The sequence below is a fragment of the Arthrobacter sp. AG367 genome (genome assembly GCF_007828995.1).
Taxonomy (GTDB): Bacteria; Actinomycetota; Actinomycetes; order Actinomycetales; family Micrococcaceae; genus Arthrobacter.
On the sequence record NZ_VIVE01000001.1, the window covers coordinates 1,002,590 to 1,027,808 of the forward strand.

At 61.8% G+C, this 25,219-nt stretch carries 25 protein-coding genes; 11 read left to right on the top strand and 14 right to left on the bottom strand.

Translation table 11 applies throughout. The annotated features are described in order from the left end of the window. Positions 1-18 precede the first annotated feature (18 nt). Entirely contained in the window at positions 19-531 is a 513-nt protein-coding gene (locus tag FB478_RS04695) for a hypothetical protein (protein ID WP_056387685.1), read from the top strand. Between the two features lie 107 nt (positions 532-638). Here FB478_RS04695 and FB478_RS04700 read toward each other — a convergent pair whose 3' ends face one another. Together FB478_RS04700 and FB478_RS04705 are read right to left on the bottom strand one after the other, a co-directional pair. Next, positions 639-1,103, bottom strand: coding sequence for a hypothetical protein (locus FB478_RS04700; protein WP_056387689.1), 465 nt, complete (start codon positions 1,101-1,103; stop codon positions 639-641). A 129-nt stretch (positions 1,104-1,232) separates the two neighbouring features. Beyond that, complete coding sequence (locus FB478_RS04705; RefSeq protein WP_071416348.1) at positions 1,233-1,814, bottom strand: hypothetical protein; 582 nt, start codon at positions 1,812-1,814, stop codon at positions 1,233-1,235. A 593-nt stretch (positions 1,815-2,407) separates the two neighbouring features. Here FB478_RS04705 and FB478_RS04710 point away from each other — a divergent pair. From FB478_RS04710 to FB478_RS04720, 3 genes are all read left to right on the top strand, one after another. After that, positions 2,408-2,743 carry a hypothetical protein gene (locus FB478_RS04710; protein ID WP_056387696.1) on the top strand — a complete coding sequence of 112 codons (336 nt, stop codon included), beginning with the start codon at positions 2,408-2,410 and terminating at the stop codon, positions 2,741-2,743. Between the two features lie 19 nt (positions 2,744-2,762). Next, positions 2,763-3,050, top strand: coding sequence for a hypothetical protein (locus FB478_RS04715; RefSeq protein WP_056387699.1), 288 nt, complete (start codon positions 2,763-2,765; stop codon positions 3,048-3,050). A 137-nt stretch (positions 3,051-3,187) separates the two neighbouring features. After that, positions 3,188-3,418 (top strand): hypothetical protein, encoded by a 231-nt coding sequence (locus tag FB478_RS04720; protein WP_056387702.1) that lies wholly within the window; start codon positions 3,188-3,190, stop codon positions 3,416-3,418. A 10-nt stretch (positions 3,419-3,428) separates the two neighbouring features. Here the strand turns inward: FB478_RS04720 and FB478_RS04725 are convergent, their stop codons facing one another. Continuing rightward, on the bottom strand, positions 3,429-5,198 hold the full coding sequence (locus FB478_RS04725) for a recombinase family protein (protein WP_160141484.1): 1,770 nt from the start codon (positions 5,196-5,198) through the stop codon (positions 3,429-3,431). Between the two features lie 185 nt (positions 5,199-5,383). Further along, positions 5,384-8,047 carry a UvrD-helicase domain-containing protein gene (locus tag FB478_RS04730; RefSeq protein WP_056387706.1) on the bottom strand — a complete coding sequence of 888 codons (2,664 nt, stop codon included), beginning with the start codon at positions 8,045-8,047 and terminating at the stop codon, positions 5,384-5,386. A 220-nt stretch (positions 8,048-8,267) separates the two neighbouring features. On the opposite strand from FB478_RS04730, the gene FB478_RS04735 reads away from it, so the two are divergent. Further along, entirely contained in the window at positions 8,268-9,077 is an 810-nt protein-coding gene (locus FB478_RS04735) for a hypothetical protein (protein ID WP_056387708.1), read from the top strand. A 90-nt stretch (positions 9,078-9,167) separates the two neighbouring features. On the opposite strand, the gene FB478_RS04740 is transcribed toward FB478_RS04735, so the two are convergent. Together FB478_RS04740 and FB478_RS04745 are read right to left on the bottom strand one after the other, a co-directional pair. Continuing rightward, positions 9,168-9,869 carry a DUF6308 family protein gene (locus FB478_RS04740; RefSeq protein WP_056387711.1) on the bottom strand — a complete coding sequence of 234 codons (702 nt, stop codon included), beginning with the start codon at positions 9,867-9,869 and terminating at the stop codon, positions 9,168-9,170. Positions 9,870-9,934: 65 nt separating this feature from the next. Then, positions 9,935-10,726, bottom strand: a complete 792-nt coding sequence (locus FB478_RS04745; RefSeq protein WP_395858335.1) for a DUF6994 family protein — start codon at positions 10,724-10,726, stop codon at positions 9,935-9,937. 261 nt (positions 10,727-10,987) lie between these two features. On the opposite strand from FB478_RS04745, the gene FB478_RS04750 reads away from it, so the two are divergent. Continuing rightward, the gene (locus tag FB478_RS04750; protein WP_056387717.1) at positions 10,988-11,287 is read left to right on the top strand and encodes a DUF4193 domain-containing protein; all 300 of its coding nucleotides are present in this window, start codon (positions 10,988-10,990) and stop codon (positions 11,285-11,287) included. Beyond that, positions 11,259-11,675 carry a hypothetical protein gene (locus tag FB478_RS04755; RefSeq protein WP_142133544.1) on the top strand — a complete coding sequence of 139 codons (417 nt, stop codon included), beginning with the start codon at positions 11,259-11,261 and terminating at the stop codon, positions 11,673-11,675. Before FB478_RS04750 ends, FB478_RS04755 begins: the two co-directional genes overlap by 29 nt. A gap of 308 nt (positions 11,676-11,983) precedes the next feature. Here the strand turns inward: FB478_RS04755 and FB478_RS04760 are convergent, their stop codons facing one another. From FB478_RS04760 to FB478_RS04775, 3 genes are all read right to left on the bottom strand, one after another. After that, positions 11,984-12,802, bottom strand: a complete 819-nt coding sequence (locus FB478_RS04760) for a nuclease-related domain-containing protein (RefSeq protein WP_235009457.1) — start codon at positions 12,800-12,802, stop codon at positions 11,984-11,986. 873 nt (positions 12,803-13,675) lie between these two features. Then, a complete protein-coding gene (locus FB478_RS21510) occupies positions 13,676-14,077 on the bottom strand; it encodes an SHOCT domain-containing protein (protein ID WP_395858336.1) in 402 nt (133 codons plus the stop codon). 172 nt (positions 14,078-14,249) lie between these two features. Continuing rightward, complete coding sequence (locus FB478_RS04775; protein WP_056387723.1) at positions 14,250-15,167, bottom strand: hypothetical protein; 918 nt, start codon at positions 15,165-15,167, stop codon at positions 14,250-14,252. A 182-nt stretch (positions 15,168-15,349) separates the two neighbouring features. Here FB478_RS04775 and FB478_RS04780 point away from each other — a divergent pair, with 182 nt between their 5' ends. After that, positions 15,350-16,297, top strand: coding sequence for a hypothetical protein (locus FB478_RS04780; RefSeq protein WP_144599832.1), 948 nt, complete (start codon positions 15,350-15,352; stop codon positions 16,295-16,297). Positions 16,298-16,509: 212 nt separating this feature from the next. Here the strand turns inward: FB478_RS04780 and FB478_RS04785 are convergent, their stop codons facing one another. After that, positions 16,510-17,763, bottom strand: coding sequence for a hypothetical protein (locus FB478_RS04785; RefSeq protein ID WP_056387729.1), 1,254 nt, complete (start codon positions 17,761-17,763; stop codon positions 16,510-16,512). A gap of 290 nt (positions 17,764-18,053) precedes the next feature. Here FB478_RS04785 and FB478_RS04790 point away from each other — a divergent pair, with 290 nt between their 5' ends. Further along, complete coding sequence (locus tag FB478_RS04790; protein ID WP_142133541.1) at positions 18,054-18,635, top strand: hypothetical protein; 582 nt, start codon at positions 18,054-18,056, stop codon at positions 18,633-18,635. Between the two features lie 419 nt (positions 18,636-19,054). Further along, positions 19,055-19,348: a 4-fold beta flower protein gene (locus FB478_RS04795; RefSeq protein WP_082581626.1), complete on the top strand. Its 294-nt coding sequence runs from the start codon at positions 19,055-19,057 to the stop codon at positions 19,346-19,348. A gap of 210 nt (positions 19,349-19,558) precedes the next feature. Here the strand turns inward: FB478_RS04795 and FB478_RS04800 are convergent, their stop codons facing one another. The 4 genes from FB478_RS04800 to FB478_RS04815 form a co-directional block, all read right to left on the bottom strand. After that, a complete protein-coding gene (locus FB478_RS04800; protein WP_144599833.1) occupies positions 19,559-20,725 on the bottom strand; it encodes a hypothetical protein in 1,167 nt (388 codons plus the stop codon). A gap of 352 nt (positions 20,726-21,077) precedes the next feature. Continuing rightward, complete coding sequence (locus FB478_RS04805; protein ID WP_142133540.1) at positions 21,078-22,235, bottom strand: DUF4238 domain-containing protein; 1,158 nt, start codon at positions 22,233-22,235, stop codon at positions 21,078-21,080. 501 nt (positions 22,236-22,736) lie between these two features. Continuing rightward, positions 22,737-23,219, bottom strand: a complete 483-nt coding sequence (locus FB478_RS04810; RefSeq protein ID WP_200830697.1) for a hypothetical protein — start codon at positions 23,217-23,219, stop codon at positions 22,737-22,739. After that, positions 23,192-24,640 (bottom strand): hypothetical protein, encoded by a 1,449-nt coding sequence (locus FB478_RS04815; RefSeq protein ID WP_142133539.1) that lies wholly within the window; start codon positions 24,638-24,640, stop codon positions 23,192-23,194. The genes FB478_RS04810 and FB478_RS04815 overlap by 28 nt, the downstream gene beginning before the upstream one ends. Before the next feature lie 61 nt (positions 24,641-24,701). On the opposite strand from FB478_RS04815, the gene FB478_RS04820 reads away from it, so the two are divergent. Beyond that, positions 24,702-24,977, top strand: coding sequence for a hypothetical protein (locus tag FB478_RS04820; RefSeq protein WP_142133538.1), 276 nt, complete (start codon positions 24,702-24,704; stop codon positions 24,975-24,977). The last annotated feature ends 242 nt before the right edge of the window (positions 24,978-25,219 follow it).

Below are 25,219 nucleotides of genomic sequence, written 5' to 3' on the forward strand. Positions count from 1 at the left end.
GGGGAAAGGATGGAACGGATGAATCTGCGAGGCAAGGCGCGCGACGAGTTTCCGCTGGGCTGGTGGCACTCGGGGCGCTGGTGGCTCGAGGGAGCGCGCGAGCTGGCGGTGAACTGCCTGGCCGCGTTGGCTGCTGTGTTCTTCCTGCGCGAGGCGCTGCGGCTGGTCCGCCATCGCGACAGCCCCGCTGATCTGGCGCGCCGGCGGGTGCCGACGGAGGGTTGGGTGGCCGGGCTCCTGCTCGGGTGCATGGCTTTGGGTAGTTCAACGGCCCTGGCGGCCCTGGCAGCACAGACGGGCTCCTCTGAACGGAGACTGGTCCAGGCTGCGGTCCTCATCGCCATCTTGTGGTGGCTGGCCAACGTGGTCGTTTCAGTAACCGCGCTTGCCGTGCTGGCCAGGTCGCGGGTCCGGCACCGGGACACCTGGGCCGAGATCGATTTCGTCGAGACACATGCGCCAAAGTACGGACGGCCGCCGGAGACGATCGAGGAGTACCGGGCGCTGCGCCTGAAGGGCGGACGGCTGTAGGGCTCATACGGGACTGCCAGCCAGTCAGACACAAGAAGACCCCGTGGACGTGATGTCCACGGGGTCTTCCTTTCCCGTCGGGCGGCAGTCGTACTGCAGCACCGGCCTCAATCCCTCCGGGGGCCCTTGTCGAAGATCCGCGAGATGCGGTCGATTCCCTCGGCGCTGAAGATGTCCGAGACGGCACCGGCGGTCCCGCTGCGCGGCAGCTCCGAGCGCAGGGTGAGCTTGGCGTACCCCCTGGTCGGCCGGGACTCGATGACGTAGACGATCTCGTGCGAAACGAAGGCCGAAGTGGCCGAGTCCGGCTTCTTCTGGTGGGTGAGCACCCGGAAGCCGGCCCGGGTGCCGATGTAGTCGAAGAAGCGTGTGAGTTTCTCCTCCTCGAGCTGCCGCCGCTCCCCCGCGTTGCGGCCGGAGACTTCGATCAGCTGGATGTGCGTGCAGTCCACATCGTCCGTCGGCCGGCGGATGTCGTCGAAATCCCAGGTGGCTCTTGCCGTGCGCAGCTGCTCGTCGCTGGGGTACGCCACCCGCCCCTTGTAGTACCTGATCGGTCCGATGAGCGTCATGCCCGACCTCCTGCATCCTGTCTGGCGCGCGGGCGCATCCCGGGAGAGAAAAGGCAGAGCCCCGCGGACGCGTGGTCCACGGGGCTCCGGTGCTGCAGGTCGATCGGGGCAGTCAAGGGGTCAGCCTCCTCAGCCGCAGTACTTGGTCTTGACGGCCTTGCCCTGCTCGCTGTCGACTGGCACGAGCACGACGTCGTTGACGCCGTTGGAGAAGACGAACTCCATGGTCGACTTGTCCTTGCCGAAGCTGATCGAGCCGGTCTCGGTGGTGCTGCGGCCAGCCTCGGTCCAGTCCACGGAGGACTTGGACTCGTTGATCTTGCCGGTGCCGCGGACGGTGTAGGCGTCCTTGAGCTCGCCCTTCGCCGCGGCCGCCTTCGGGTCGTCGAGGACGGAGTTGATGGAGTGGCAGGCGAGGTCCTGGCGGCTGGCGGTGTCGAAGTAGGTGATCTGGTCACCGTCCACGACGACGATGTCGCCGTTCTGTCCTTCCGAGGTGGCGAAGTACCGCCCGTCCCCGCCGGAGCTGCTGCAGCCGCTGAGCACGAGCGCGGCGCATGCCAGGGCTGCAGCGGTCGCGGCCAGCTTCGTCCGCGTCACGTGTGCGGTCCTGGTGATGTCCATGGTCTTCTCGTCCTTCTGGTCGGTCCTGTCGTCCTGGCTCTGTGTCCAGGCAATGAGTGTTCGGAAGGTCCAGCGTCTCGGCTCCACAGTTCAGAACTGTTTCCCCGAGCCCCCGTTCCCAGGCCATGCCCGGGAGCCGAAGCTGGACTATCCACGCCCGCCTGGACGGACGATCTGCTCAGCCGGGGCTGAGCAGGATTTCCACTCGTATACCTGTTTTCTCTACCAGTATGGCAGACCACGTACCACCTGTACCACCTTGCACATGTCAGTCAGGAGATGACAGGGACAACTCCAGACACAGAGAGCAGCACGCGGATCCCTGCGCGGAGAACGCCTGCAGGACCCCGGCGTCGTGTCCGGTGTGCCACTCGGACCCGTCGGGGCCGGGGGTTACACCGCACGCGGGGAGGAGGTGACCGGGTGTGGAGTAGAGGTGGTGGACGGTGCAGGGGGCAGAAGCAGCTGGCATGTCCCCATTGTCGGACACTGCGCCGCTTTGTGCCGAACCGGCAGCGGACCAGGATCAGTCCGTTCCGGACGTTGTCGGAGCCCTTTTATAGCTTGGTGCCCAGGGGATCGAAAAACAGGACCAAAGGTGATTCCCGGGAGAGAGGCGGCCGGCCGTAGCCGCCATCTTTGTGGGTCGCCTATTCGAATATGTGTTCTAAGGTTGTGTTATGTCCTCCGAAGAGTTCGCCGCTGCACTGCAAGCGCAGTATGCGCGGCGGGCCGGCCCGATCGGGCTGACCGTGGAGGAGCTCGACTTCGAACATTTCCCGGCCAAGAACGGGTATCCCGGAATCCCCGTCAAGGCATGGATCCGGTTCCCGAACTGCGCAGAACTGGTGGACGGCGAGGTCTTCGCCTGGACAGCGAAAGCGGTCGAAGTGACATGGAAGGACGGGCCGGTGACGTACCGGACCTGGGTGTGGAGTTCGGCGGTTACCCGCCGGGAAGAAATGATTAACAGGAATCTTGGAGAGCGGACCCGTGGCAGCAACAGCATCAAATAGCAAACCTCTGGACGCTCCAGTGGAGGTCCGCTTCACGGCGAAGGGGGTTCCCCTGGCCGTCAGGCATGACGGCAGGATCTGGGCCGTGGCCGCGGAACCTGTGCACTGGTTCACCCGTGCCGACTGGTGGAACACCGCCAAGCGGGCACCGGTGGGCAGCGGCGACCTGATCAGCGTCGAACACTGGCAGGTTCAGGTCCGGTTGACGTCCACTTCGGCGCTGCGAACCTTCGAGCTGCGCCGCGACCCTTTGTCCGAGCAGTGGCTGCTGGCCGGGATCAGCGACACCGGGGCTGCCGCGGCCTGAGCCCGCTCCATCTCGTCGACTCATCCCCGAGTGTGACGATTCGACTCGTATCAGATTCCATTCGATTGATCCTCTGACTCATTAGTTGATAGAGTGCCGATAGGCATTCAAAGCACAGCTATCTGAGGCAGGCAGTCATGACAGGACAGGTCACCACCGCTGAACGCGGTGTGGCTTCGTCTGCATCTGCCTCCCCGCGCAGGCCAGTGCAGATCTCGGCGGCAGCTGCAGCCGCGATCGCCGTCCGCCCGATCCCGGTGGAGGCCATCAAGGCCGGAGCCGCCGTGGCGGCCTCGGTGGCCATCCGGCGGGCGGAGGCAGCTGAGGCTGCCAAGCCTGCGCACTTGGGTCGCCGTCGGGCCGCCTAGTCCCCGAGAGTCAGCTCCACGACTGGCGTGAGCCCTTGACCCCGTGCTTGTTGCGGCGGTGGCTGGGCAGCCCGGGCAAAGGGAATTCCTGGCCGCACTCAGGACACGGCACTGGCTGCGGGTGCGCGTAGTTCATGTGGTGGCGCAGGTTGTTCCGGTAGCGGAACGTCCGGGGTTCTTCGCACTTGGGGCACTGGTAGCTGCCGTTCGAGGGCATGAGCGAGTACCCGCCCCCGCGGCGCGGCTCCTGGTCGTCAGCTTCGCCGAGATACCAGAAGCCGATCCGGCTCAGGTTCGTGCCCTGGGAGCCGAACATCCCCTTGACCGACCCGCGCTTTCCGTCGTCGGCGTAGACCACGACCTTGCGGAGGAAGGCCCTGATGATCGACTTCTGCTCCGTCTCGGAGAGCTCGAGGAACTCGGCCCCGCTGATGTCGGGGATCGCCCTCGGTCGCCCCTCGGTCTTCTCCGAGATCCGCATCTCGATCTGGCCCTTGAGGGCCTCCTCCTCACCGATGCGGTTCAGCAGTGCCGACATCGCGCTGGCCGGCGCGGTGTTGATCTGGGCCCGCAGGATCAGGATGGAGTCCCCCAGGGCATCAGCCTGTTCGTGGAGCTCGGACAACTCCGAGCTCGCGCTCCCTTCCGCGGCCTGGTTCAGCCTCTCGGCCTGCAGCTCCATCACCTCGGGGCTGTCGAGCGATCCGGCGACGACGTCGCGGATGAAGCGCTCCAGGGCTTCCCTGTTGATTGCAACGCCGGGGCAGTCAGCGCCGCGCATCCGTCCGTTGCACACGTACGATCCCGACTCACCCATCGACCTGTTGCTGGTCATCTTGGTGCCGCAGCCGGCGCAGTAGACGAGGCCGACCAGGGGAAGGCCTCCGGCGCGGGCCCGGGTCCGCTTGAGCGGTTGGGGCTTCATCAGCAGGCGCAGGGTTTCCCACTCGGCCTCCGTGCAGACCGCCTCATGACTCTTGACCGGACGCCCATCCTTGTCGATGACGATCTTGCGCGTGTCGCGGAAGTCCGGACCTGGGCCGCCGCCGCGTCCATCGGCCTTGGCCGTGAGCGAGTTGTATCCGGCCAGGAGCGGATGGCGCAGTAGCGAGGCGACGGCGCGGTATTGGAACGGCCGGCCCTCGCGGTTGGTCAGACCCTTCTGGTTGAGCTCCCGGACGATCTCGGCGACGGAGAGTCCGTCGAGCCGCCATTCGACGATTCGGCGGACGGTCTTGCTCTCCTCCGGGTGCAGCTTCAGCGTCTTCACGCCGTCGGCGTTGCGCTGCTCGGGCCGCATCCAGCCGTACGGCGCAGGGCCGTTCCAGCCGCCCTTCTGGCGGATGTTCTCGGCGGTGCGCTTCAGCCGCTTGCTCGTGGTCGCCGCCTCGGTCTCCGCCAGGCCGCCGAGGACGGAGATCAGCAGGATGGTGTCGGGCGATCGAGGGGCGAACACGCGGTCATGGGTGTAGATCGTGACGTTGTGGCGGTTGCAGGTGTCGACGATGCGGGCGGTGTCCATCAACCGACGTGCCAGCCGGTCAAGGTCCCGGACGTAGAGCGCCTTGACGTCGCCTTCGGCGAGGACCCCTTCGAGGCGGTCGCGCTCTGGGCGGTGCCGGTCGCGGTAGGCACTGACGACTTCTTCGAAGATGTCGTGCTTGGCGACCGTGTGGTGGTGCTTCCGGCTTTCCGCCATAATCCAGGCACGCTGGTCGACGAGCGACGCGTTGCCCTCGGTGGGATCTTTGGATCTGCGGATATAGGCAACGGCTCGCACCCGTAAAGCATACATTTTTAAGGGTGGTGACCCTCGTGGTCTGTGTATCGGTGTGATGATGGCCTCTGCAAGTGCTGCATTCCGCAAGGCTCGGCTTGGCCGACCACGTGGGTCGGACTCGTCAGCCGCCAAAATATCGCGAAGCGTAGAACGTGCGCCTCGGAACATGGAAGGCATCCTTGTTCCTAACTATCAGCGAGTTTCATCGTTCCTTTGCAGGTCGGGTACCCGGTGCAGCCGAAGAACCGGCCGTAGCGCCCTTTGCGTTCCCTCATCGTGTGTTTCTTGCATTTCGGGCAGACCACGGGGGTGATGTCGTCGCCTGTCGCGGATCGGATCTTGACGACACGATCTCCGACCAACTCGAGGAGGAACGCTGATTCCCTACCGGCGCGCGTCACCAAGAGCGCTGAGCGCTTGGCACGGGTCAGTGCGACATAGAACAGGCGTCGTTCTTCTGCGTGTGGGTAGGAGTCGGGGGCGGCCATGGCCAGTTGCAGGAGAGCATCATCCTCGACAATGCTGGGGAATCCGTTCCTCTCAAGGCCGAGCACAACGACGTAGTCTGCCTCCTTTCCTTTCGAGGCGTGCACGGTGTTGAACTCGATGGTCAGGTTGGCGTATCTGGCTTCCAGCGCCGAGGTGACATCGTCCTTGGACCGGGAGTACCGGCCGAGCAGCAGCACAGTGGCTGGCTCAGTGAGCTCTGAGTCAAGGGTTGTCAGGTGCTGCCGAACGGCCGATCCGTAGTGGCTGCGCTCCCGTACACTGACGGCGCATACGGTCTCGTCAGCCTCCGGCGCTGAAGATCGGACGTTCTTGGAGATTTGATTGGGGTTTTTCATCACGAATCCACCCGCGACATCGCACAGGGACTGCGGGGACCGGAAGGTGCGGTCCAGCCAGATGGTGGACGCTGTCCCGAACCAATTATCGAAGCGGGTCATCACACTGAGGTCTGAGCCCGCGAACCTGTTGATCGACTGCCAGTCATCACCGACCGCGTAAAGGTAGTTTCCAGGAGTCTTCATCAGCGCCCTCACCAGCGCCGCACGGGCAGAGCTGGTGTCCTGCATCTCGTCGACCATGACGAGCCGGTAAGGGCTCATCCAACGGCCCGACTCGACGTGATCGGTTGCGAGATTCAGCATGTCCTCGAAATCGATCTGGCCCGCGGCTCGGAGCTGACGGTCCCATTCGGCGAGGATGACGCCGTACAGGCGTGTGAAGAGCCTGGCCCGCAAGGTTCGGCTGGCCCGCTGCGTCAGCACGTCAGGGGTGAGGCGGTTGCCCTTCGCGTGGGCCATGAACGACCGCATCAGCGTCATCATGGCTGGTTCGGTGATCGGAGGCTCCCCTACCGCCTCCCGGTAGGGGTCTTCCTCGAGTTGGATTCCGTGTCGGCGGAGCTCCTGTTCGAGGTGCTCGAACCCGGACCCGTCCCGGATGGTTGCCGAGGTTGTCTCGATAAGTCTTGTGCTGTATCGAGTGTGGGTCTGACGCCGCCACGCCACACTCTCGGCATACCCGTCAAAATTTGGCGGCGGGTTGCCGTCTGAACCGAGCGCCCAGTGCTCATGCCAGACGTCGATGTCCGGATAGTAGAAGTCCGGCTGATACTGACGGTGGTGCGCGTCCGCAACGTCGTGCGCGTAGGGTCGCTCGTATTCATATCGGACGCCGTTCAGGAAGAGCCAGTTTGCGATCATCACCTCTTCCTGGCTCTTGACGACCTCCCCTGCGAGAGTGCCGAAGCCGTTAATACCTTTGTTCCTGTCCCACGTCTCAGGCTCGTCTTCGTCCCCGAGGTCCGGCAGTTGCCTGCCGAACACGAGCCGGAAAAGGTCCCAGTCACGCCGGAAGGCCGGGTCCCGGTCACGGAGCCCATCAACGATCGCCGCGAGCCGCCCGATCCCGTTGCCATTGGTGATGTCATCGGGGACTGAAGGTTTTCGACCGGTGGCTTCACCGACGACTCGCAGTCCGAAGGCGTGAAAAGTGCTCGACGCTACCGACGCACCGTCATCGCCGAGGCGAGAGACAAGCCGCTCCGAGAGCTCACCGGCTGCCTTCTTGTTGAATGCGAGGGCAAGGATCTCCGTCGGCTGGGCGATGCCACGCCGGATCGCATACCCGGCGCGGGCTACCATCGTCGACGTCTTCCCGGAGCCCGCGGCCGCGATAACACGCACCCGGTTGTCGAAGCAGACCGTCGCCCTCGTCTGCTCTTCCGTCAACGGCGACTTCTCGACCTTGCGGAAGAAGTCGGCAAGGTCGTTTTTCTCCCACTCCAGGAACGCCTCGTTGCGCTGGGCAGCCCACCTTGACAAGTCAGTGGTGCAGCAGGCGTCGACTGCGGCACGCTGGTCCTCACGTTTGCCCTTGGGAAGCCCGGAGAGCCTCGGATCGCTGTCGGCAGCCAGCCACACAGCGACGTCCGGACGGGAGTCCGCGAGCGCGGCGATCGTGTCCTGGTCCGCCCACCGTAGTCGGTCCATCACATCCCGGACCCGGGACCACCACAGGCTGGCCGCCTCGCCCTGCTCCTCAGCCTTTGAGAGCAGGGCGGCGAGATGCCGTCGCTCATCGAGCTCGGAGTGGTACGAAGCGGCAACCTCACGCACCGCGCGACGAGACAGCCCATTGAGCACCGTCTCCGTCCCGTGGACGAGAGTGACGATGAGCTGCCCTGAGCCTTCATCGACTGCGAGTCCGAGGACGTCGATGACATCAGCGTCCACCTCCCGGGGGATTCCGCAGACGCGCAGGCGGCCCTCACGGATCGACAGCACCCATGACCCGGCACCTCTGAACGCGCGTGCCCACCAACCCGGCTTCCACTCCGTCATGCTTCCCCCGACTCACACACGTCTTCAAAAGGAGACTATTTGCCCTCTTTCCACGGTATCAGCGAGGAATTGTGTGTCGTCGAGTGCGTTCACCGCGTTCGTGCTGATCCGCAGGTACTGGACTCGGCGGGCTTGCCCGTCAACCCTTCGATGGCATGGTGGAGGCGGGCCTCCCCATCATGGAAGGATATGGCAGAGGTCTTGGGAGAAGGAACGGGTTGTGAGCACCACACACGAAGAAGTGAAAGCCGACCACGGGGCGCAAAAGAAACGTCCGCTCGTCCGCGTTGAGCCGCAAAGCCACCGTGACGACGGGTCGCCCATCGCAGGTGAAGGTCAGGCGTATGTGACCCGGTCGGGCAAGCTGTTCCACACTCAATGGTGTGGGATCATGGACGGCCACTGGCGCGCCACCAATGGAGGCATCTACTTGACCATGCTTGCGGATGTGGGCCTGCGGGGACGTTGCCCGCAATGCGACCAGGACCCTGAAGAGAAGAAGCGCTCCAAATTGGAGCGTGCGGAGAAGCGGGCAGAGAGGCTGCGACTCAAAGAAGAAGCGAAAGCTGAGCACCGGGCAAAGGAACGGCCGCTCGTTCGCGTTGAGGCGCAAAGCCACCGTGACGACGGGTCACCTGTGGCAGGTTACGGACAGGTGTACGTCACACGAACCGGGAAACTGTTCCACACTCAGTGGTGCTCGATCATGGATGGTCAGTGGCGATCCGGCCAAAGAGGCATCTATGTGACCATGATGGCTGATGTGGGCCCGAGGGGACGCTGCACGCAATGCGACAGGGACCCTGAAGTGATGAAGCGCTCCAAATTCGAGCAGGCAGAATTGCGGCGACTCAACCAGGAACTGGATCAACTGGGCAGGACCATAGCGCGAACCCTCGTGGTGAAGGGACCGGAGGGGGTCAACACATTGGGCCCTCAAGTGATCCGGTTCAGGGAAACCGAGGCAGAGCTGACTGCATTGTCCGGTCGCGTCGGGGGCTCGTACTCATACGAAGCTCCGAACTCGTAGTTACTCCTTCATCGGACGACATCGGCCGGCTGCGAAGCTGGCGCGGACGGTTGCGAGATTCGACCAAGTTTGTCGTGGCTTCGCTGTGCTTCAGCCGGCGATTCCGAGTTTGCCGGCTCGCCCGCCCTTGATGCCATGGTCCTTGCCGTAGCGCCACAGGATGGCGTCGATGATGCGCAGTTCGGAAATGGGTGTCTGGACCGTAGAAAGCTTGTGAATGCGCCCCAATCGTCCAGCAAGGTCGGGGTCTTCCATGAAGAGGTTGTGCCAATTCAGCCATTGGCCTTCAGAGGTGTCTTTGCCCACGACTGCCCCAATTACTTTGTCCCAGATGGGGATGAGATGCGGTCGCTTCCTCGCCATGATCTTGCTGGCTGTGGTGGCCCCGACATCCCAGCGCGTTTTGGGTGTGCGTCTCAGCTCCTGCCAGAGCAGCCATGGGGGGCTGCCCTCCCCGAGAGTGGCTTCTGCTTCGGCGACCGTGAGGTCGCTCATCTTCACGTCGGTGGGTATATCAGCCAGGAGATCTCGTATTTTCCCCGCCAACAGCTCCTCCTGCAGTCCGATGATGGCCTGGGCCGGCACTTTGACGCTGAGCATGGACACGGCGACGGCGTCGCTGTCGGTGATCCTGTCCCTCACCTTCGGGTTGTCGCCGCGGTTCGCCCATTCATCAAAGTAACTGCCGGTACTGAGCAACCCCGTCTTTGTGGACGGTTCAAGGTAGTAGCGCCGGAGCAGTTCGGCTGCGGCTTCGACGTTATCTTCTTTCAGGATGGCTGGTAGTTCCATGAATCCCCCTATGGCTCCAATGCGCGGACTATGACCCTGACTGACCCTGCGACGTCGCTGGGTAGTCAGTCTGTATGGCGAACCTCAATTCCGGGGTGGTTCTCCATGACCCAGGCGGCCATCCGACGGCTCCGTGCCGAGATGAACTCCAGCGTGGCCTCCCGGTACGTTACGTACTCGTCTTTTGTGGCCGGCATCCCGGAACGCTTGAAGTTGTCGAAGGGCAGGTAGAACCGAACCTCTTCGTAGTCGGGTGTCACGAGGTCTTGAAAGTGGAAGAACTCCACAAACTCCTTGAACCCGTCGAAGAGCGCAAAGAAGTCCGCGTACGCGTTGATGACATCGGCCAGAGGGCTCTCCGGCTCTCCTGCGTAATGACGCCGGATGCACTCCAGGGTCAGATCCATCCGGTCGGCGATGAGCGACCTGAACCCCCGGGCCTGGTTCATCGTGGGTCGGTCCTTCTTCCTGACGGGCCAGATCATCGCGCTGCCGATGGTATACGGCGGATTCAGGTAGCGGGACCGCTCGTCTTCGTTCAGCGAGGCGATGGCGTTCGCCAGAGACCTCGTACGTGCCCGGTCGGTGTAGGAGTGCGTGATGGCATCACTGCCGTACCAATGCCTCGCCTCGGAGGGGTCAGTGAAGATGAGGTAGCCGTCCCCACGCTTCGGCGGCGCGGTCGGTTCGAAGACGACGCCGGGTCGCAGCTCCTTGGTCCACAGCAGCTCGTGGTCCGCCCGGAGATTCGGACTGCCACTGTCCGGGTCAGTCCCTGGAGGGGTGTCGGTCATGTAATTGAACGAAGTATCGAAGACGCGCGGCTGTTGCTGCTGCGGGTATTCCGGATCACTCAAGGTTCCCCCAAAGACCAGAGTTATAAGACGAACGAACCGGTGGTTGGGTCCGCAAATGTCTCGGCCATCGGCTCTGTCCCAGACTAGGTGTCACTTCCTGATATTGAAACCCCAAGTGGCCGACTGACTCTCGGCAACGCCCATGTTCCCTGGGGTTCTGATTGTGTGCCCATGCAGCACTGCACTTTCAGGGAATTCTTCCCATGTCCTGTACGTTGCAGGATCGGTAATACCCCCTCAACAGAGAAGAGATGCACCTCCGTGGCAACCGATTACGATGAGCTGCGCACCGACGTCAAGGAATCCCAGGAAAACTCCCTGGAGGCCCTGAAGTCCGCCAAAGCCCCGGATGCGAAATCCGTGGTTCAGGAGCTCGACGAGGCTGACGCCCTGGACGGCCTGACCCCTGGCGGGGAGTTCATTGCCGAAGAGCTGGTCGTCCAGGTCATTCCGCAGGCTGATGATGAGTTCACTTGCTGGTCCTGCTTCCTGGTCCGCCACCGTTCGCAGAAGGCCCGCGAGAAGGACGGCCATGCCTACTGCGTCGAATGCGAAGACTGAGCGGTTTTGGCCGGCTGTCCCGGAGCATATCTGGAACAGCATCCGCGAAGAATTCACCCTGCCGACAGCGGCAGACCTGGAGACGCATTTCCAATCCCTCGGCGACCCGGAGGCCATGCGCCGGGCAGTTCGGGTATTCATCGGCGAGGGAACCTTCTGCCCGGGCTTCCAGCTCAAAGATGGGCTCTTCCACGAAGCGGTGCTGCGCCTCTTTGACCAGGCGATGAGCCTGAAGATTCCTCATAACGTGTTCGCCGCCTGGATGGTCAGCCCACTGCCGGCAGAAACCCGTTCCCGGCCAGTGGACATACTGGGCAGCATGACGCTGCTCCAGAGCTCCTTGGTCGCCTTTGGTGACAGGTACCGGCCGGCCGAAAAGCGTAACTAGCGGCTTGGCTCTGCCGTATCCTAAGTCAGATGGCTTCGTGGAGGGCATGAATAAATGGCTGCACATGTACCCGACCTAGCGGGCATCCTGCCCGCGGTCCAGAATCTGACGAACCTCGCGAAAAGCTTCGAAACGGCGGTTGGCACGGACTTCCCGAACTGTGACGACGTCGAGGGGGCCCATGCTTCATCATGGGAGCCTGGGCAGGCGGCCGGACTGCAAATTCACTACCGATCGATGCCTGACTTCGTTCCCGCAAGCTATCCCCTCGGTGTGGTTCCGAGCGGCCTGGAACGTGGGCACCTGACTCAAGCAGGTTTAAACCGGGAGGCAACCGTCTCACGCATCCTCGCCACCGCAACGTCGCCGGCTGGCTCTTCTACAAGCACTTTGGCCAGCCGTTTCGGCCAGAGTACATGAATGCCATGGGTCGAGAATGCGCCTCCGATCAAGGGCCAGTCGGCTTCAACAAAGCACAGCGCCCCGGTGACCGGAACATCCCCGACGAGGTCTCGCACGACGTCGACCTGTTTGAGCACCCCATCGACCAATTTCGTGCAATCCCGTCGGCCGACGAGGAGCTTCTCGACGCGGGGGCGAAGGATGCCACCCTCGATCTTCAGTTCAGGCCGTCCCTTGTAGCGTTTGGCGTCGATGACCCAGATTCCACTGGAAGTGATGGCTATGTGGTCGATGTTGGCCTTAGATCCGGGGATGCGTCGGTCGTGAAGGACGGCCAGGCCATCGGCGGCTAGGGCATCCAGCCGAGCGCCGAGGCGTTCCTCGCCAATCGCGCCTCGATCCCAGGCCTTGGTGCTTTGGCGTTCGTCGGAGACGGCGACTGCGATGCCGCCGAATGGCCCCCACTTCTCGCGGAGCTTTTCCTCGTCTTTCGCTTGGCGACGCTCATACTCGCGTCGGGCTGACGAGCCAGCGATTCCGGACTCAGTGGACAACGAGTTATCACCAACTCGTTCCAGGTGGGGGGTTGTTTCCGGGGTCTCGGTGGCACACTCCAAGCATCGGACGGTCTTCGTCTCGCTCTCGTAGATCGCTTCCGTCCCGGCCGGAAGAGATGCACCGCACAGCCGACACGCTCCGGCGTACCGGAGCCGCATCTTCTTCATGAGGACACAGGGTGGAGCATCGACACGGACCCAATCTGCTTGTAGATCACGGCGGTTAAAATGCGGATACGTTTACCATGGCTCAATCCTCGCCCACCGCATGTCAATTCCCTGCAAACCGTCCCAGGAGCTGAGTGGAAATCTTGACCGCCGGCCTTCCGGCGAGCTGTGATGACCTCGGGTGAACGCCCCGTAGGTCACTACGTTGTCTGCTGGCTGTCTGTATCCGGGAATTCACGGAGTGTGGCCGCTATGGCTCTGACTGCCGCCGGGTCCTCGGTCCAGTGCCGGGCCGTACGTGTGCAGGCGTGGAAGTTTTTCACTTTCGATGCCTTGGCGGCCTCAGTTAGTTCTGCCCACGCTTCCCGCAGTTCCGCTTGGAGCTCAGGTGACATGGGCGCGCCGGGGACGCGTTCCGCCGCCACGACTGGACTTATGGGTGCCGCGGTTGCGCCTCTTCGCCGAAAAAGACTTCTAAGACCCATTTCTGTTCCCCCTTTCCCCTCTGCCCAGAGTATCAATGTCCTCTCAATGCGTCCGGGACACTACGACCGAGCGCCCAGCCCCATGGCCAAGCGGATAGCAGCAGCCGAACAGACGCGTTATTCCCGTGCGGCGGGCGGCGTTTCCAACGCCGGAAACAACCCCGATCCATGCCCCAGACAAAGAGAAGAACGACAACTAGGAACTCGTTCGTTTGACCTCTTAGTCCAGTCGATGTTCCATGCGCTCTGCTGTACCGTGGCGGCTGAAGGCCTGCCGGTCCCCCATCGGTGGGCCTTCTTTTTCCCTCACTGCGGGGCACGATGGGCGAATTCGTGGCCGAAGTTGCCCCTGAAGTCGCTAAGAGACTGACGAAGCAGCCGCTGGATATCAGTCCGCAAGGGTACGGAGCTTGGCGGCGCTGAATTCCTCGTCAGAGAGTGCACCCTTCGCGTGGAGTTCTGCAAGGAGAGCCAGTTCTGCCGCCAGGGACCTTCTGCCCCGCATTTTGCCAAGTAACATCCGATGCCCGCCCGTGCGGGCTTGGGCTGCCGCTGGTTCCTGCGTCTGCCGTCGTGATGAACCTTTGATGCCAAATGCGATGAGTAGGGTTATCGCGAGGACGCCTAGCGCGATTCCCAAGGGGGCTCGGAACGGCTCCGTTGCGTTTGCCACGACGGCGATAACCACCCCAGCAACTGAAAACGTCCCAGCTATCCGAAGCCACCCTCGGCTGAGGCTGAACGCAAATATGTATTGGCCTGGTTCGGTCGGTACTGCATGTTGGTTCATCTGCCGAGGATAGCCCTACGAATACTCATAGAACATCCCCTGATGTGAACGCGATGAACTGCCGAACGCTGAACTCGTCATAGGCGTCCTTGGTCCACTTCCCGTTCCCATCGGGGGAGTAATTCTTGCGACCCTTCCCAAAATACGAAGTCAAGATCGCGTCGTTGTGAATTCAAGCGTTGCCTGGGTTGTCGAGTTGCTTGCGCAGCCGCTGGACTTCAGCCTCCGCCGCGGCGAGTCGAGCCTCGATCTTCTCCCGATCGAGGTTCGTCGACGGACGCGGTGCCGGCCTCGTCCTCGTCCTCGTAACGAGCCAGCCGATCCGCTGATAGCCAGTGATCCGCCGCACCTGCGTACACGTGAAGCAGTCCCTCTCGGGCTCAGGGCGCGGCCAGCGCAGATCGATCATCTTCCGGATGTGGTCTCGCTCGAAACCCTTTTCAGGCCATCCAGGGTTATCCGCTGCCGCCCAGCTTTCCTCGAAATCACGGCGGATTTCCACGATGCGCTCCTCGGACACCAGCTTGGGCCCGTCCTCGGGCTTCCAATCCACATCAGTGCAGACTTGCTCATAGTGCCCGCAGGAGAGCTTGACCCGCCAGAACGCCGACGAGTGTGGCTTGGGTTTCCGGATCTTCGCCCAGTCCTCGGCGTCCATCCAGTCGTATTCCGGCTCCACAGGGTCCGCCGGGAACTCCGTGACCTTGCGATCGACCCACTCGACGATGTCCCGATACGGCTTCTGAGCAGGTCCGTGGTCAGTCGTACACCAGAACTCCCCGGAGGGAAGCCTGCACTGACTGATGAGGTCGGGGAAGCGGCGATCGTCCGGATACTTGTCCTCTCCGTGCGTGTAGACCTCGTGCGTACATCCGCACTCCAACTCGACGCGCCAGCGAAACATGTTCTTGGCTTCCGGGACGAAGAGCGGCCAGAATACCGGGTCGTAATGCTGACGCAACTGGGCGACACCCTCCTCGAACTCCCGGAGGGCCTCCTTCTGAGGCCGCGCCCGCCCAGGTACTCGCTTCAGCAGTCTTGCGGATTCACGTGTCTGGTCATCGACCGGGGCAGTGTCGGCGGCGCTCACTATTCAATGCTCGTCCACAGCGTCACCCAAGTCTAGGAACAAGACGGACATCATCCCGAAAACGTAGCTTTGAACAAAAGCCAGGTCCTGCGCAGTTCCAGCTGATGGTTTCTCGTTCGGCTAATTGTTGGCACCAATCTGCTAGGAGACAGCAGCCTGGTGTGGACGGATAATGAGCGGCTATGGAACCAAATGCTGAGGTTTCCCGTGGTCCCTGCCCGGGGGAAGAGTGGGCCTACAGGCTGCGTGACGATGCGCGGTCCGAGCGGGTGCACATCGTGGCGGTGCACCAGGAGGGTCGAAGATTCCGGGTCGACATCCGTCACATGCACGGCCATCCACCGGGCAGGGAAGAGAACGTCCCTCGTTCCCGGCTCAAGGTACCGTGGGAAGACGTAGTCCCGTACGATGCCGCAATGGATGGCTGGAGGCGGCTCAAGGCCGAGGCCATCGACGAACATGAGGCGTCGGCCCTTTGGGCGGCCCTTGAGCTGCTTGTACCTTCGGAGGTCGCCGAGCTGTCTGTCGCTTCAAGCGACGATACGTTGACGGTCCACGATCACGTCGCCTTCGAAGCGCTCACCGGACAGACCGTGGCTGCCTTCCAAGCCCGATTTTCCTGGCTGGTTCACGACGGCGAGGTGTTCCTATCGCCGCGTGCGGCGCTGGCTGTCGTGGAGCTGGCCTGTCGCAGGAACCCGGCCCCGGTCCTGGACCTCGTCATGGCCGAGGAAGCGGTGGCTCGAGAAAAATCCAAGCGGGGCGGAACAATTGAAAACTGGGAAACCCGAGAACCGGTAACGACTTCAGCCGAGTTTGAATACGACTCTTACCTGCGCCGCCAAAAGCCCGTTCATGAGATCCTCCGCCAATGGTGTGGTTATGGCTCGGTGACGGCCCATGAACGGCTCTTGGCTGCAGAAGCGGAAGTCAATCGCCTCGACGTCCTCCTGGCCTGGGCAGTGGACCACATCCGCAGGACTGACAAGAGCGCCGCAGAATTGATCGAGAGGGAGCACGAGGAGGACCGCATCACCCCTTATACCATCCGCCCGGTTCCCCAACGTCCACTGAAACCTCACGAAATCCCGCGGATTGAAGTCCCCACCCGCCGCGGCTGGTACCGCTGACACGTACCCACTAACCGCAGACGACGTGGACACTGCTTGCGTCTGCGGATCCCGACTCACTTCTGGAGCCAAGCGGGATACAGCACATGAAGACTTCCATCAAGCCATGGCTCGACAAGAGGAACCAGGCCTTCACCGCCGGAGCGAGGAGCGCAGAGCATGTCGACCCGTGGAGACATGCTCTGGGCCGGCAGCCCGAGTTGGGAGCGGCATTAGGCTCCGGTTCGCATGTAAGTGATGGGTACCGTAATAAGGCTTAAGCGGACTGAGCGGTCCGGGTCACTGGTCGAGCGAAGCACGTAGTCTGGTTCGTCCGGATGCTCCAGATTCTCTCGCAGGTTAAGGAAGAGTTTGTGCTCACGAATCGCTGTCTGCGCCTTCGCCATAGCCTCGGACATGTACTTCCTGTCACGGATGAAGATGATCAGGGCTGCTCTGGTGTTCCGCCAGACCACGTAACGGCCCATGAGCTGGTCGATCGCTGCCTGTAGCCCTTTTTCCCCTTCCCAGAGCTTGCACTCGGCGATGAAAGCGTCCCTATCTTTCCATCTCAGGAGGATGTCGCTCTTCCCGATGCCGATGAAGGTCTCGCCCGTGGCGGTACCGTCCCAGTTGGCATTGAGAATGAACAGCAGAAAATCACGGAGTGTCTGCTCGTCGCTTGTCAGCAGCGCGTCGGCTGATTCAGGGAGCCGTTCCAGCGCTGTTGCGAAGGAGCGAATGGTTCCCAGTAATTGCGCCGCTATCTTCTCCTGGAGCTCATATTCGGGTACGCCGCTGGCTGCCGATCGGTCCACGTGGCTAAGGGTCAGCGATGCCGGTCGAAGAGCTATCTCGATTCCACCTTCCACAGGGACCAAGTTAATTCCGGCCCTCCGCATCGATTGTCGAACCATTCGCGAGGCGCGTTGCTTGTGCTCCAGGATGGAGGAGAGCTGGGCTCGCATTCGTTCCTGGTGCTCCATGATCACATTGTTGGCCTTCCCAACAGCCTCGTTGACCTTCTCCACCCACTGCCGCTTCAAGTTGGCTATGGTTTCATCGAATTGCTGCTGGGTGACTTGGTCCAGCCCTTTGCTGGTCAGCGTCAGATGGATTTCATATCGTTCGCCCCGCAAACCAGTGTTTCCGCAGCTGCCGATCACCCCCGGATCGGAGACACGGATCAAAAGATCTGCCGCGCCCGTACATGGAATGGTGAGCTGCACCTGCACGACCCTTTCCCCTGGCGGCGGGATCTCAGCCATCGTGGTCTTAGGCCAGGATGGGGTTGCGTGCATCCTATCGACATGGATTTCAATGGGTAAGGCCGCCCACATCTTGACGATCTCACCAATCACAACGTCGACGTCCGTGTCCTCGAGTGTCTCGTCGTCGACGAGCTCGGCCGTTTTCCTGGCACCGTCTTCCCGGAAACCGAAGTCCGACTCAAACTCTCGTTTCGTGTTGCGAGGAGGCTGTTGCATTAATCTTTGTCTCCAAAAGGGCGCGAGGAAAATCCAAAGGGATAAGGCTGTTGAAGCCCAGCCTACGGCACGCAAGAGCGCCTTCCGCGGCACACCGCTCCGCGTCGAGGACTATGGATGAAGAGGCGACGGGGGCTTCCTTGCACTGACGGCATTCTGTAGTCTCTGGAGCTTCGGACCAACCCCGCGCCTTGAGGAGGACAGAACGCGGCGACCCCTGATGACGTCCAAGGCGGTCTGCATTGGTGGTCTCCGTCCAGACGTTGTGGAGTCGTTGGTACGATCCGGTCATGGTCGATTGGCTGGAGGACCCTCGAAACCTCGAGCTCCTCATGAATGCTTCTGCCGTGGTGCTGAGCGTGCTCGGGATACACCTGACAGCCCGCGGCGCGGCCAGGATATTGTGGGACCTCATCCGGAAGCGGACGGTTGTGTCCCCCGCCGGGATTCCCTCCGGCGCGAGGCTTGGCGACGCATCCATTATCAGGGATACAGTGTCGGCTGAGCTGACAAGCCCCGAGCTCGAGCGCCGATTGGAAATCCTCGAGCAACAGATGCATGACTCGTACAAGCAGATTCAAAACCTGCAGTCCGTCCAGAACCTCATTCGGACAGCGCTGGACGAGCTTCGCAGAAGCCACGCCGAGCTGAGTGCAGACATCACGCGGAAGATCGATCGCGCATCCCAGGAAAGCATCGAGATCAACGCGATCGGGATCCCGTTCGTCGTCGCTGGGATCGTGCTCGGGACATGGCCGTCTCTGTGGATGAATCCTTGGGCCGTGCTGGTCATGATCCTCGTCGCCGCGCTGATCCCGACGGCGATCTGGAGGAGGGACCGGAAGCTCCGGGCCAGGCGAGCGAGCAGTTAGAGGCGGCCACAGCCGGGTTCCCGCCCTTGCCGCGGGAACCGCCGGGCGGCGCGGCGGGGTCGTAGTGGCTCTCCTCGTGAAGAGACATCTTACCCATCCTCTGGTGTGGGGTGGTCTGCCATGCGGCGAGCGCATCGTCAACGTCCAGGCGGGCCTCGTCCGCGAGCGACTGGACACCATGGTCGACCTGTTCTAAGCGTCTCGGGGATGCAAGCGCGGCAGGCCCGTACAGCGGGGCTTTTATCGGATGAAGGTGGCGGCACGGGTCGATTCATAGGTGGAGAAGAGCGATCTGATCAGCACCAATACAGCCCGAACACCTAGGGTTCTGGGGCACGGTGAGTCAGGAAAGATGATCCGTACGAGCCACGCCGGCACTGCACCACCGAGATGTCGTTGGTGGCCTCTAGAGTCTGCCTATGACTCAGTACATCTATGCGACATCTGGCCAGGCCGTGGGCTTCGTTCGAGGCCGATATATCCACTCGCTCCACGGCGCTGCCATCGGTCAACTCCATGGAACCCATGTCCATCGGCTTAGCGGTCAGTACGTCGGAGAGCTCCACGACGACCAAGTCGTGGACAAACATCTCGGCAATTTAGGTAATATCGGCAATCCAGGAAATCCGGGGAACCCTGGCAATCCAGGAAACCCCGGTAATCGAGGCAACCGGGGCTGCCCCTACCCCGATGTCTTCCAAAAGCTCCTTTAGCTGCCGAATGGCAAACCTGTGACATAGCGGCACGCACGCCCGGAATGATGGAACGGTCGAGCGACCGGCACGGGCTTGCTGACGGTCGATGGGTGGTTCGCCTCCGCGATCTCGAGGCTCAACGAGAAGCTCTCCGCGGTTGACCACATCTGATCGCCCGAAGTGTTCGGAGTGCCCGTTGCTGACCACTAGCGCGTGATAAATGCGCACTCACCTCTCGACAGGCTGGTCGTTCTGGCCGAACTCCCGAGCCTCATCTTGCCAGCCCTTCAGGACTTCAAAGTTGTGCAGTACGAGGTTGGGGGCGTAGTCATAGGTCACCAGCAGCCGCGACATCCGCTCGAGCACCTCCTCGTCGTTCAACTGGGCCAACCACGCCGCGATCTGCGGGCTGCTCGGGGACCCGCCCATCTGGCCGATCATGTCGACCAGATCAACCCGTGCCGATGCCGCAACGAGGCGCTGCTTGTGGCGTTCCCCTGCGGACGTCGCCGATCCCACCGAGATCGCTCGACGCTCGTCCCCATGCCCGACGGCGATCTCGTAGCGCGTCGGAAGCGCAGGCTCGGGCGGTTCTGTCCCCGTGATCAGGCGCGGCACCGCCTGCGTGCGGACCCAATGGGCGATCTCATCGAGTTCCTGCGTCAGGACCGGCCACCGGTCCGTGTCTGGTCGGTTGATCCCGACCGTAGGAAACATGGTGACAGGGACCCTGGTGCCCATCGGGGTCTCCGCGATGATGTCGCCAACGCGCAGCGGTTCCTCGGGCCGGGGAGCAAGGTCGCGCACTGAGCGAGGCATCTGGTCGTCCTGGTACATGGCAGCCAGACGCACCGCCGTGATCGCCGGCGTCCTGTGCTTGGCGTGGTTCGTGTGAAGCACAAGCCGGGCCAAAGGGTGTAATTGAGGCTCGTTCCGACGGTGGAATGGCTGCAGGCCGTCGATCCGTCGTACGAGCTCACTGCCGGCACGCAGTGACGGCGGGCCATTGCGTGCTCGCTTCTTCTTCCACTCCTCGAACTTCTCGTAGCTGTCTGACGCGGGCATCTCAACCAGCTTGGCGGCCTTCTCGTCGAGTGGCGCGCCGTCCACGAACTCGACCTCGGCAAAGAGCGTGTGCTCGAGTGCGGCCCGGAGCGCCACGAGCGCGTCGGCAACGAGCAGCGGCACCTTGCGCGGGATCGGATCTACGCGCTCTACAACGGTTCGGCTGAACCTGCCCGCAGGCACCTCGCGCAGGCCGATCACGCCGTCTGGCTGCGTCTGGTAGTCGAAGAGGAGATCCGCGACCTGCCCGATCAGCTCGTCGGCGTGGGAAATTGTCGCGGCGACGCCGAGATGGCGCTCAGGGAGCCAGGTATACGTCCGATCGGTCATGACGATACTCTAGGGGTCGCTGCCCGTAAGCCGGCTTATCGTCACCGTGGGTCACATGATGTGGTCGTGCTCATGAGGGTCGAGCCATTCGCTTAGTTTCCGGGTGAGAGCTGACGACGAATTGTGGAGCGTGTTTCGGCATTGAGCGTGCTATCCGCGGCGACCAGCAGGCCGGTATCATTTTCGTTCGAGCAATCCGGCCACCCGTCACAAACAGCGATCACGAAAGCGCACTGGGATGCGCTGACTGGACGCAGCGTTTTCTCGGAAGAAGGAATCCTGCTGCGCTCGGTGCACACGTCCGCCGCTCATCTGCTGCGGGGTGTCTGTGCGATGTATGTCCCTACTTCCACTAACCCCAACCGTCAATGATCTTCTGTTCCTCAGGAGTCGGACGAGGAGCTGCGGGTATGTGCCCGGACCACCATCGATTGACCACACGGACGGGTGCATCGTGCTGGCCCTCCCATCTTCGCGGCGTCCAGAATCGAAATAGGGATTCGTCCGAATTGGGTAAGTCGATCAGCTGAGACCGGATGCTGACCGGCTGCGAGGGAAGGTATAGCCTCTCCGCAATGCTGTCTCCCGCGCAAGCGATCGCGAAGCTATGCGCATTCGCGAGGATCGAACTGTTTAGGTCGATCGCTTCGCTCGTCGTTAGCATCGAACCAGGCTCCAAGGGAGGCTCCAGATCACGTCGGTACATAGCAAGCACAGAATAGGGGCCCAGAGGGAAGGCCAAAATCGGAGCGCCCCACACCCCACCCCCTATCGCGGGATTGGCCATGTACTCATGTAGCTCGATGACAGGCTCATCACAAGTAATTAGCGCCCTTCGAGTCCCATAAAGCGTTACATGGCGTGTCATGAGGATGCCGGCGATATGTGTCGCTGCTTTTGCTGAAGACTCCAGGTCTTCTTTCCGTGGGAGCGGCAGTTGCGACGGATCGGTGCGGAAACGTTCGACATCCGCAACAAGCTTTTCGAGGTCCTCGGAGGCGAACGACTGGTCACCGGCGGACAATTCGCGAGCTAGTTCGCCAGGTCCGCCGATCTCCAGGACCCGGGCCATCTGCTCGGCAATCATTGCACGCCGCCGCAGACGCGCAGAGCGGCTGCGCGTCATCTGCACAGCCAGAAAGAGACATAGCCACTGATGTGCTTCGTCGTCCATGGCCCCCGGGCCGGCAGCATCGATGCGTGCGATCGATGCCGCGGCCTTCCTCTCGACCTCCGAAAGCCACGCTTCCCAATAGACCGGCGACGTCTCATCGTCCGGCTCATCAAGTCGATAGAAGTCAGTCTCCAACGCGGCCTGGGCCGGAGAGAGTTCGTAGGCGTTCCGCCCGCGCAGTAGGTCAACGACTCTTACTCGCCCATCGACAGCCCAGCGATCGATGTAGAACCGGGGGACGAGATGATGGCGTCTTGGCTCCTGCCCCGCCGCTGTCATTGCAGCAGCCCGCGCAGCTGCCGTAGCCCATAGGTCATACGTAAGTTCCGCTCCCATCTCAGGAGCGTATCCAAAGAGGACAGCATTGGCGGAACTGTGTCTGGCCACGCGTCATTCCTTAACCTGCGCAAACCTTCGGAACCGGGACTCCCCATTGCGGAACCAGAGGCTCGTTTCGGTCGAGCCCGACTGCAAGGCTGACTTGATGGCGGCCGTGGTAGCGCCACATGCTCATGCTGTCGCCGTCAGATAAGGCGGAAAGCACAAATGAAAGCCGCGATCTCTCCCTTACTTCGGGAATGTATCTTTCCAACCCCTCGACTTCCGTCGGCAGCGCTGCCCGCTGATCCTCAAAATGCTTTCGAAGCTGATCCTGACACACAGTAGTTCGTTCGTATCTTTCATGAACGCCGCCGAACCGCCCACAGTTCGTTCTTCGTAAGGATATTCATCAAGGCGGCACCATCGGTGCAGTGCCCAACCAGTGCCGGCGCATTCTTCTCATGCCCCGAGCCCACGCTGCTCATGGTGTTGGGCGTTCACGCTTCGCCGGGAGCATCAGCCAACACGAGCCAGCGGAAGCAGCTCGGAGTCCGACTCAACATTCGGCTGGGTCTGCACCATCTTGAAGAATATGTCTGACTGCGCTGCGGTCAGATACTGGAAGCTCTGCGGGGGACGAAGGGTCGTGCCCAGTTCAGACAGGGGGACTGGTTCAAGGAATCGGCCAGCGGTCTCGACAAGGATCCCTGTTCCGTGCTCCCGCTGGTCGTAGTAGTCAAAGAACCTGCTCTTTGAGATCCCACCAACTGCACGGAATGTGGACCAGAGCCTCTTCGGGGACATGGTCTTCTGCCCGCGGACAGCAAACCACCCAAGAAGTGAGCCAACAGGCATGGTGGCATAGATCAGAACGTGGCTGACGTCATCGGCGACGGGCCGCTTGCGGAACTCCACAATCTTCTCGCCGGCGAGAATCGCATTGGCAAACTCCGGCCTGATAGACATCAGGGCTACCCTTCCTGGAGTGTTCTTGCCCACTGAATTCCTCCCTCTGATTTGATTTGGGCGATGGATTGCGGGGACTCTTCCATGACTCCCAGCATTTTGAGGTTTTCGCGCGACACTGGCGCGTCGAGCACTTGGTCAAGCCTGAATTTGACCGCCAGTACTTCCTTTGCGCACATCTTCTGGAGTTCCTCGGCACGGTATACGGTGCGTGCTCCGGCGAAACTCAGCACGTCGGCCAGGACGCTGGTGCGTCGTGTTTCTTCAACGACGCCAACAGCGTGCACAGCCCGCCTTTCGTGCGTCCGGAGAAAGAAAAGAGTGTCGCCCGGCTCCAACGTTTTTATACCCGAGTGGCAGATGTATACCTTACGGATTGCGTTTCCATAGGTCGAATCGAAGAAAGACTGCTGTGGTTCGGACGCAGGGAAGAGCATGCTGTGGAATACCGGAATGATAGGGACGAGGAATGCCCTGTTCACACGTCGCTTTCCAGGGCCGTAGCGCCTGTTGTACTCGAGGGGGTGCTCAGGCGGCTCTTGGTCGACGCTGGGCTCCAGGATCTTGCCAAGCATAATTTGTCCGGACGCCCCCGGTTTGGGCCCCAAATCGAAGAAGCCGAATTCCTTCAGCATCGCGAGCAACGGCTCTTTGTCCAAAGAAGCCTCGATGAAGCAGGTGTCAGCCCGCATCGACCGGATGCGGGCTATGACGGCTTCCAGCAGTGTCTCTCCCAGTTTCTTGCCCTGGTTGGCTTCGGCAATCTTGAATGTACAGATCTTCACGCTGTTTCCGGTCAATCCGGACACTTCCGGTTCCTGACGATCGAGGACCGCCAGGCCACGGATGTCCCTGCCGCCCCCTATGACCAGACAGGCCCGTCTTTCGGCAACCACTTTCTCCCACCAGCTGGAAAAGTCCCCATAATCAGCTCGGAGTGAATCAAAGAACGGTTGGACTGGATCTATGGTGTGAGGCTGGACGTCATCGACAGAATAATGAACTGGCAGCTGCCCCGACAGTGCCGTCAACACCCCTTGGGCGTCATCGAGCATCATCACGCGGTCTTGAAGTCCCGCATGACGGGCATGCGCGTGGAGCTTCCGGTCCTCAGTTATCAGCCAGGTGGCGGCGTTACGTTGCAGTGCAAGAAGCAGCGCGGCGTCCACGCCATCGTTACTGCGGGCCCCAAGATCCGGTGCATAACGTGCCTCATTCAGGAACCCTGTGGTGAGTTCAACACGTCCCAACCGCGGATACTTCTCCAACTGACGGCGCCGGCGGTCCCTTAGGTGGCGATCCTGAATCCGCGAGATGTCGTCAAATTGATTCTCCATGATGGAGATCTTGCCGCCGGTGTCCAGAACAAGGCGATAAACATTCGACGCCGACTGGTGGTTGACGTGATCTGCATCCTCATCACCCTCGATGGCGAGAACAATATTTGTGTCCATCAGGACTCGCAGGTCCCCCATATGCCCCGCGTGGCTTCCCATTTTCTCCCCAAGCTCTCGAATGCGGCAGACCATCCGCGTTGTCCCTGCTGCCTACGCTACCGACCTGAGCTCACGCTGGCCCTTTGCCACGGCGGCGGTGCAGAAAGTGACTCTAGAAGCCGCCGGCGGCCAGCTGGGCCGCCTTAGGGCCGAAGACAAGACCTATGAACTGGCCAAAGCAGCCTCCGAAGCCATGACCCCCGAGGGCTCGAAGGCAATCGCGATCCGGCCTGCCTTCCGCACAAGACCCTGCCACTGGATATTCAAAGTGAGCTACGCATCAGATACTCACTGAGCAGCCTGATAAGACGAGGACCAAGGTGTCGAGTGAAGTCGTCGACAACGCTACGGTCATCAAAGCTGTCCAACACGCCCCCGTACCGCCGGATGACCTGCTCTCGACGAGGCGTCGGAGCGAAGAGCGCACCGTAGAAGGCTCGTTCCGCTCCGCGGGAGGAGCTGTCGCGGCACCGCGCCGGGCGAGGTCGAACAGGTGAATGCGCTCGAAGTCCCTCAGCCGCACCCAGCCGAGCGCGA

Bases quoted from the DNA above. Each gene is read 5' to 3' on its own strand.
- FB478_RS04695 (WP_056387685.1), top strand. From the start codon at position 19: ATGAATCTGCGAGGCAAGGCGCGCGACGAGTTTCCGCTGGGCTGGTGG.
- FB478_RS04700 (WP_056387689.1), bottom strand. From the start codon at position 1,103: ATGACGCTCATCGGACCGATCAGGTACTACAAGGGGCGGGTGGCGTAC.
- FB478_RS04710 (WP_056387696.1), top strand. From the start codon at position 2,408: ATGTCCTCCGAAGAGTTCGCCGCTGCACTGCAAGCGCAGTATGCGCGG.
- FB478_RS04720 (WP_056387702.1), top strand. From the start codon at position 3,188: ATGACAGGACAGGTCACCACCGCTGAACGCGGTGTGGCTTCGTCTGCA.
- FB478_RS04730 (WP_056387706.1), bottom strand. From the start codon at position 8,047: ATGACGGAGTGGAAGCCGGGTTGGTGGGCACGCGCGTTCAGAGGTGCC.
- FB478_RS04740 (WP_056387711.1), bottom strand. From the start codon at position 9,869: ATGGAACTACCAGCCATCCTGAAAGAAGATAACGTCGAAGCCGCAGCC.
- FB478_RS04755 (WP_142133544.1), top strand. From the start codon at position 11,259: ATGCCTACTGCGTCGAATGCGAAGACTGAGCGGTTTTGGCCGGCTGTC.
- FB478_RS04760 (WP_235009457.1), bottom strand. From the start codon at position 12,802: ATGAAGAAGATGCGGCTCCGGTACGCCGGAGCGTGTCGGCTGTGCGGT.
- FB478_RS21510 (WP_395858336.1), bottom strand. From the start codon at position 14,077: ATGAACCAACATGCAGTACCGACCGAACCAGGCCAATACATATTTGCG.
- FB478_RS04780 (WP_144599832.1), top strand. From the start codon at position 15,350: ATGGAACCAAATGCTGAGGTTTCCCGTGGTCCCTGCCCGGGGGAAGAG.
- FB478_RS04785 (WP_056387729.1), bottom strand. From the start codon at position 17,763: ATGCAACAGCCTCCTCGCAACACGAAACGAGAGTTTGAGTCGGACTTC.
- FB478_RS04790 (WP_142133541.1), top strand. From the start codon at position 18,054: ATGGTCGATTGGCTGGAGGACCCTCGAAACCTCGAGCTCCTCATGAAT.
- FB478_RS04795 (WP_082581626.1), top strand. From the start codon at position 19,055: ATGACTCAGTACATCTATGCGACATCTGGCCAGGCCGTGGGCTTCGTT.
- FB478_RS04800 (WP_144599833.1), bottom strand. From the start codon at position 20,725: ATGACCGATCGGACGTATACCTGGCTCCCTGAGCGCCATCTCGGCGTC.
- FB478_RS04805 (WP_142133540.1), bottom strand. From the start codon at position 22,235: ATGGGAGCGGAACTTACGTATGACCTATGGGCTACGGCAGCTGCGCGG.
- FB478_RS04815 (WP_142133539.1), bottom strand. From the start codon at position 24,640: ATGGACACAAATATTGTTCTCGCCATCGAGGGTGATGAGGATGCAGAT.
- FB478_RS04820 (WP_142133538.1), top strand. From the start codon at position 24,702: ATGCGGCAGACCATCCGCGTTGTCCCTGCTGCCTACGCTACCGACCTG.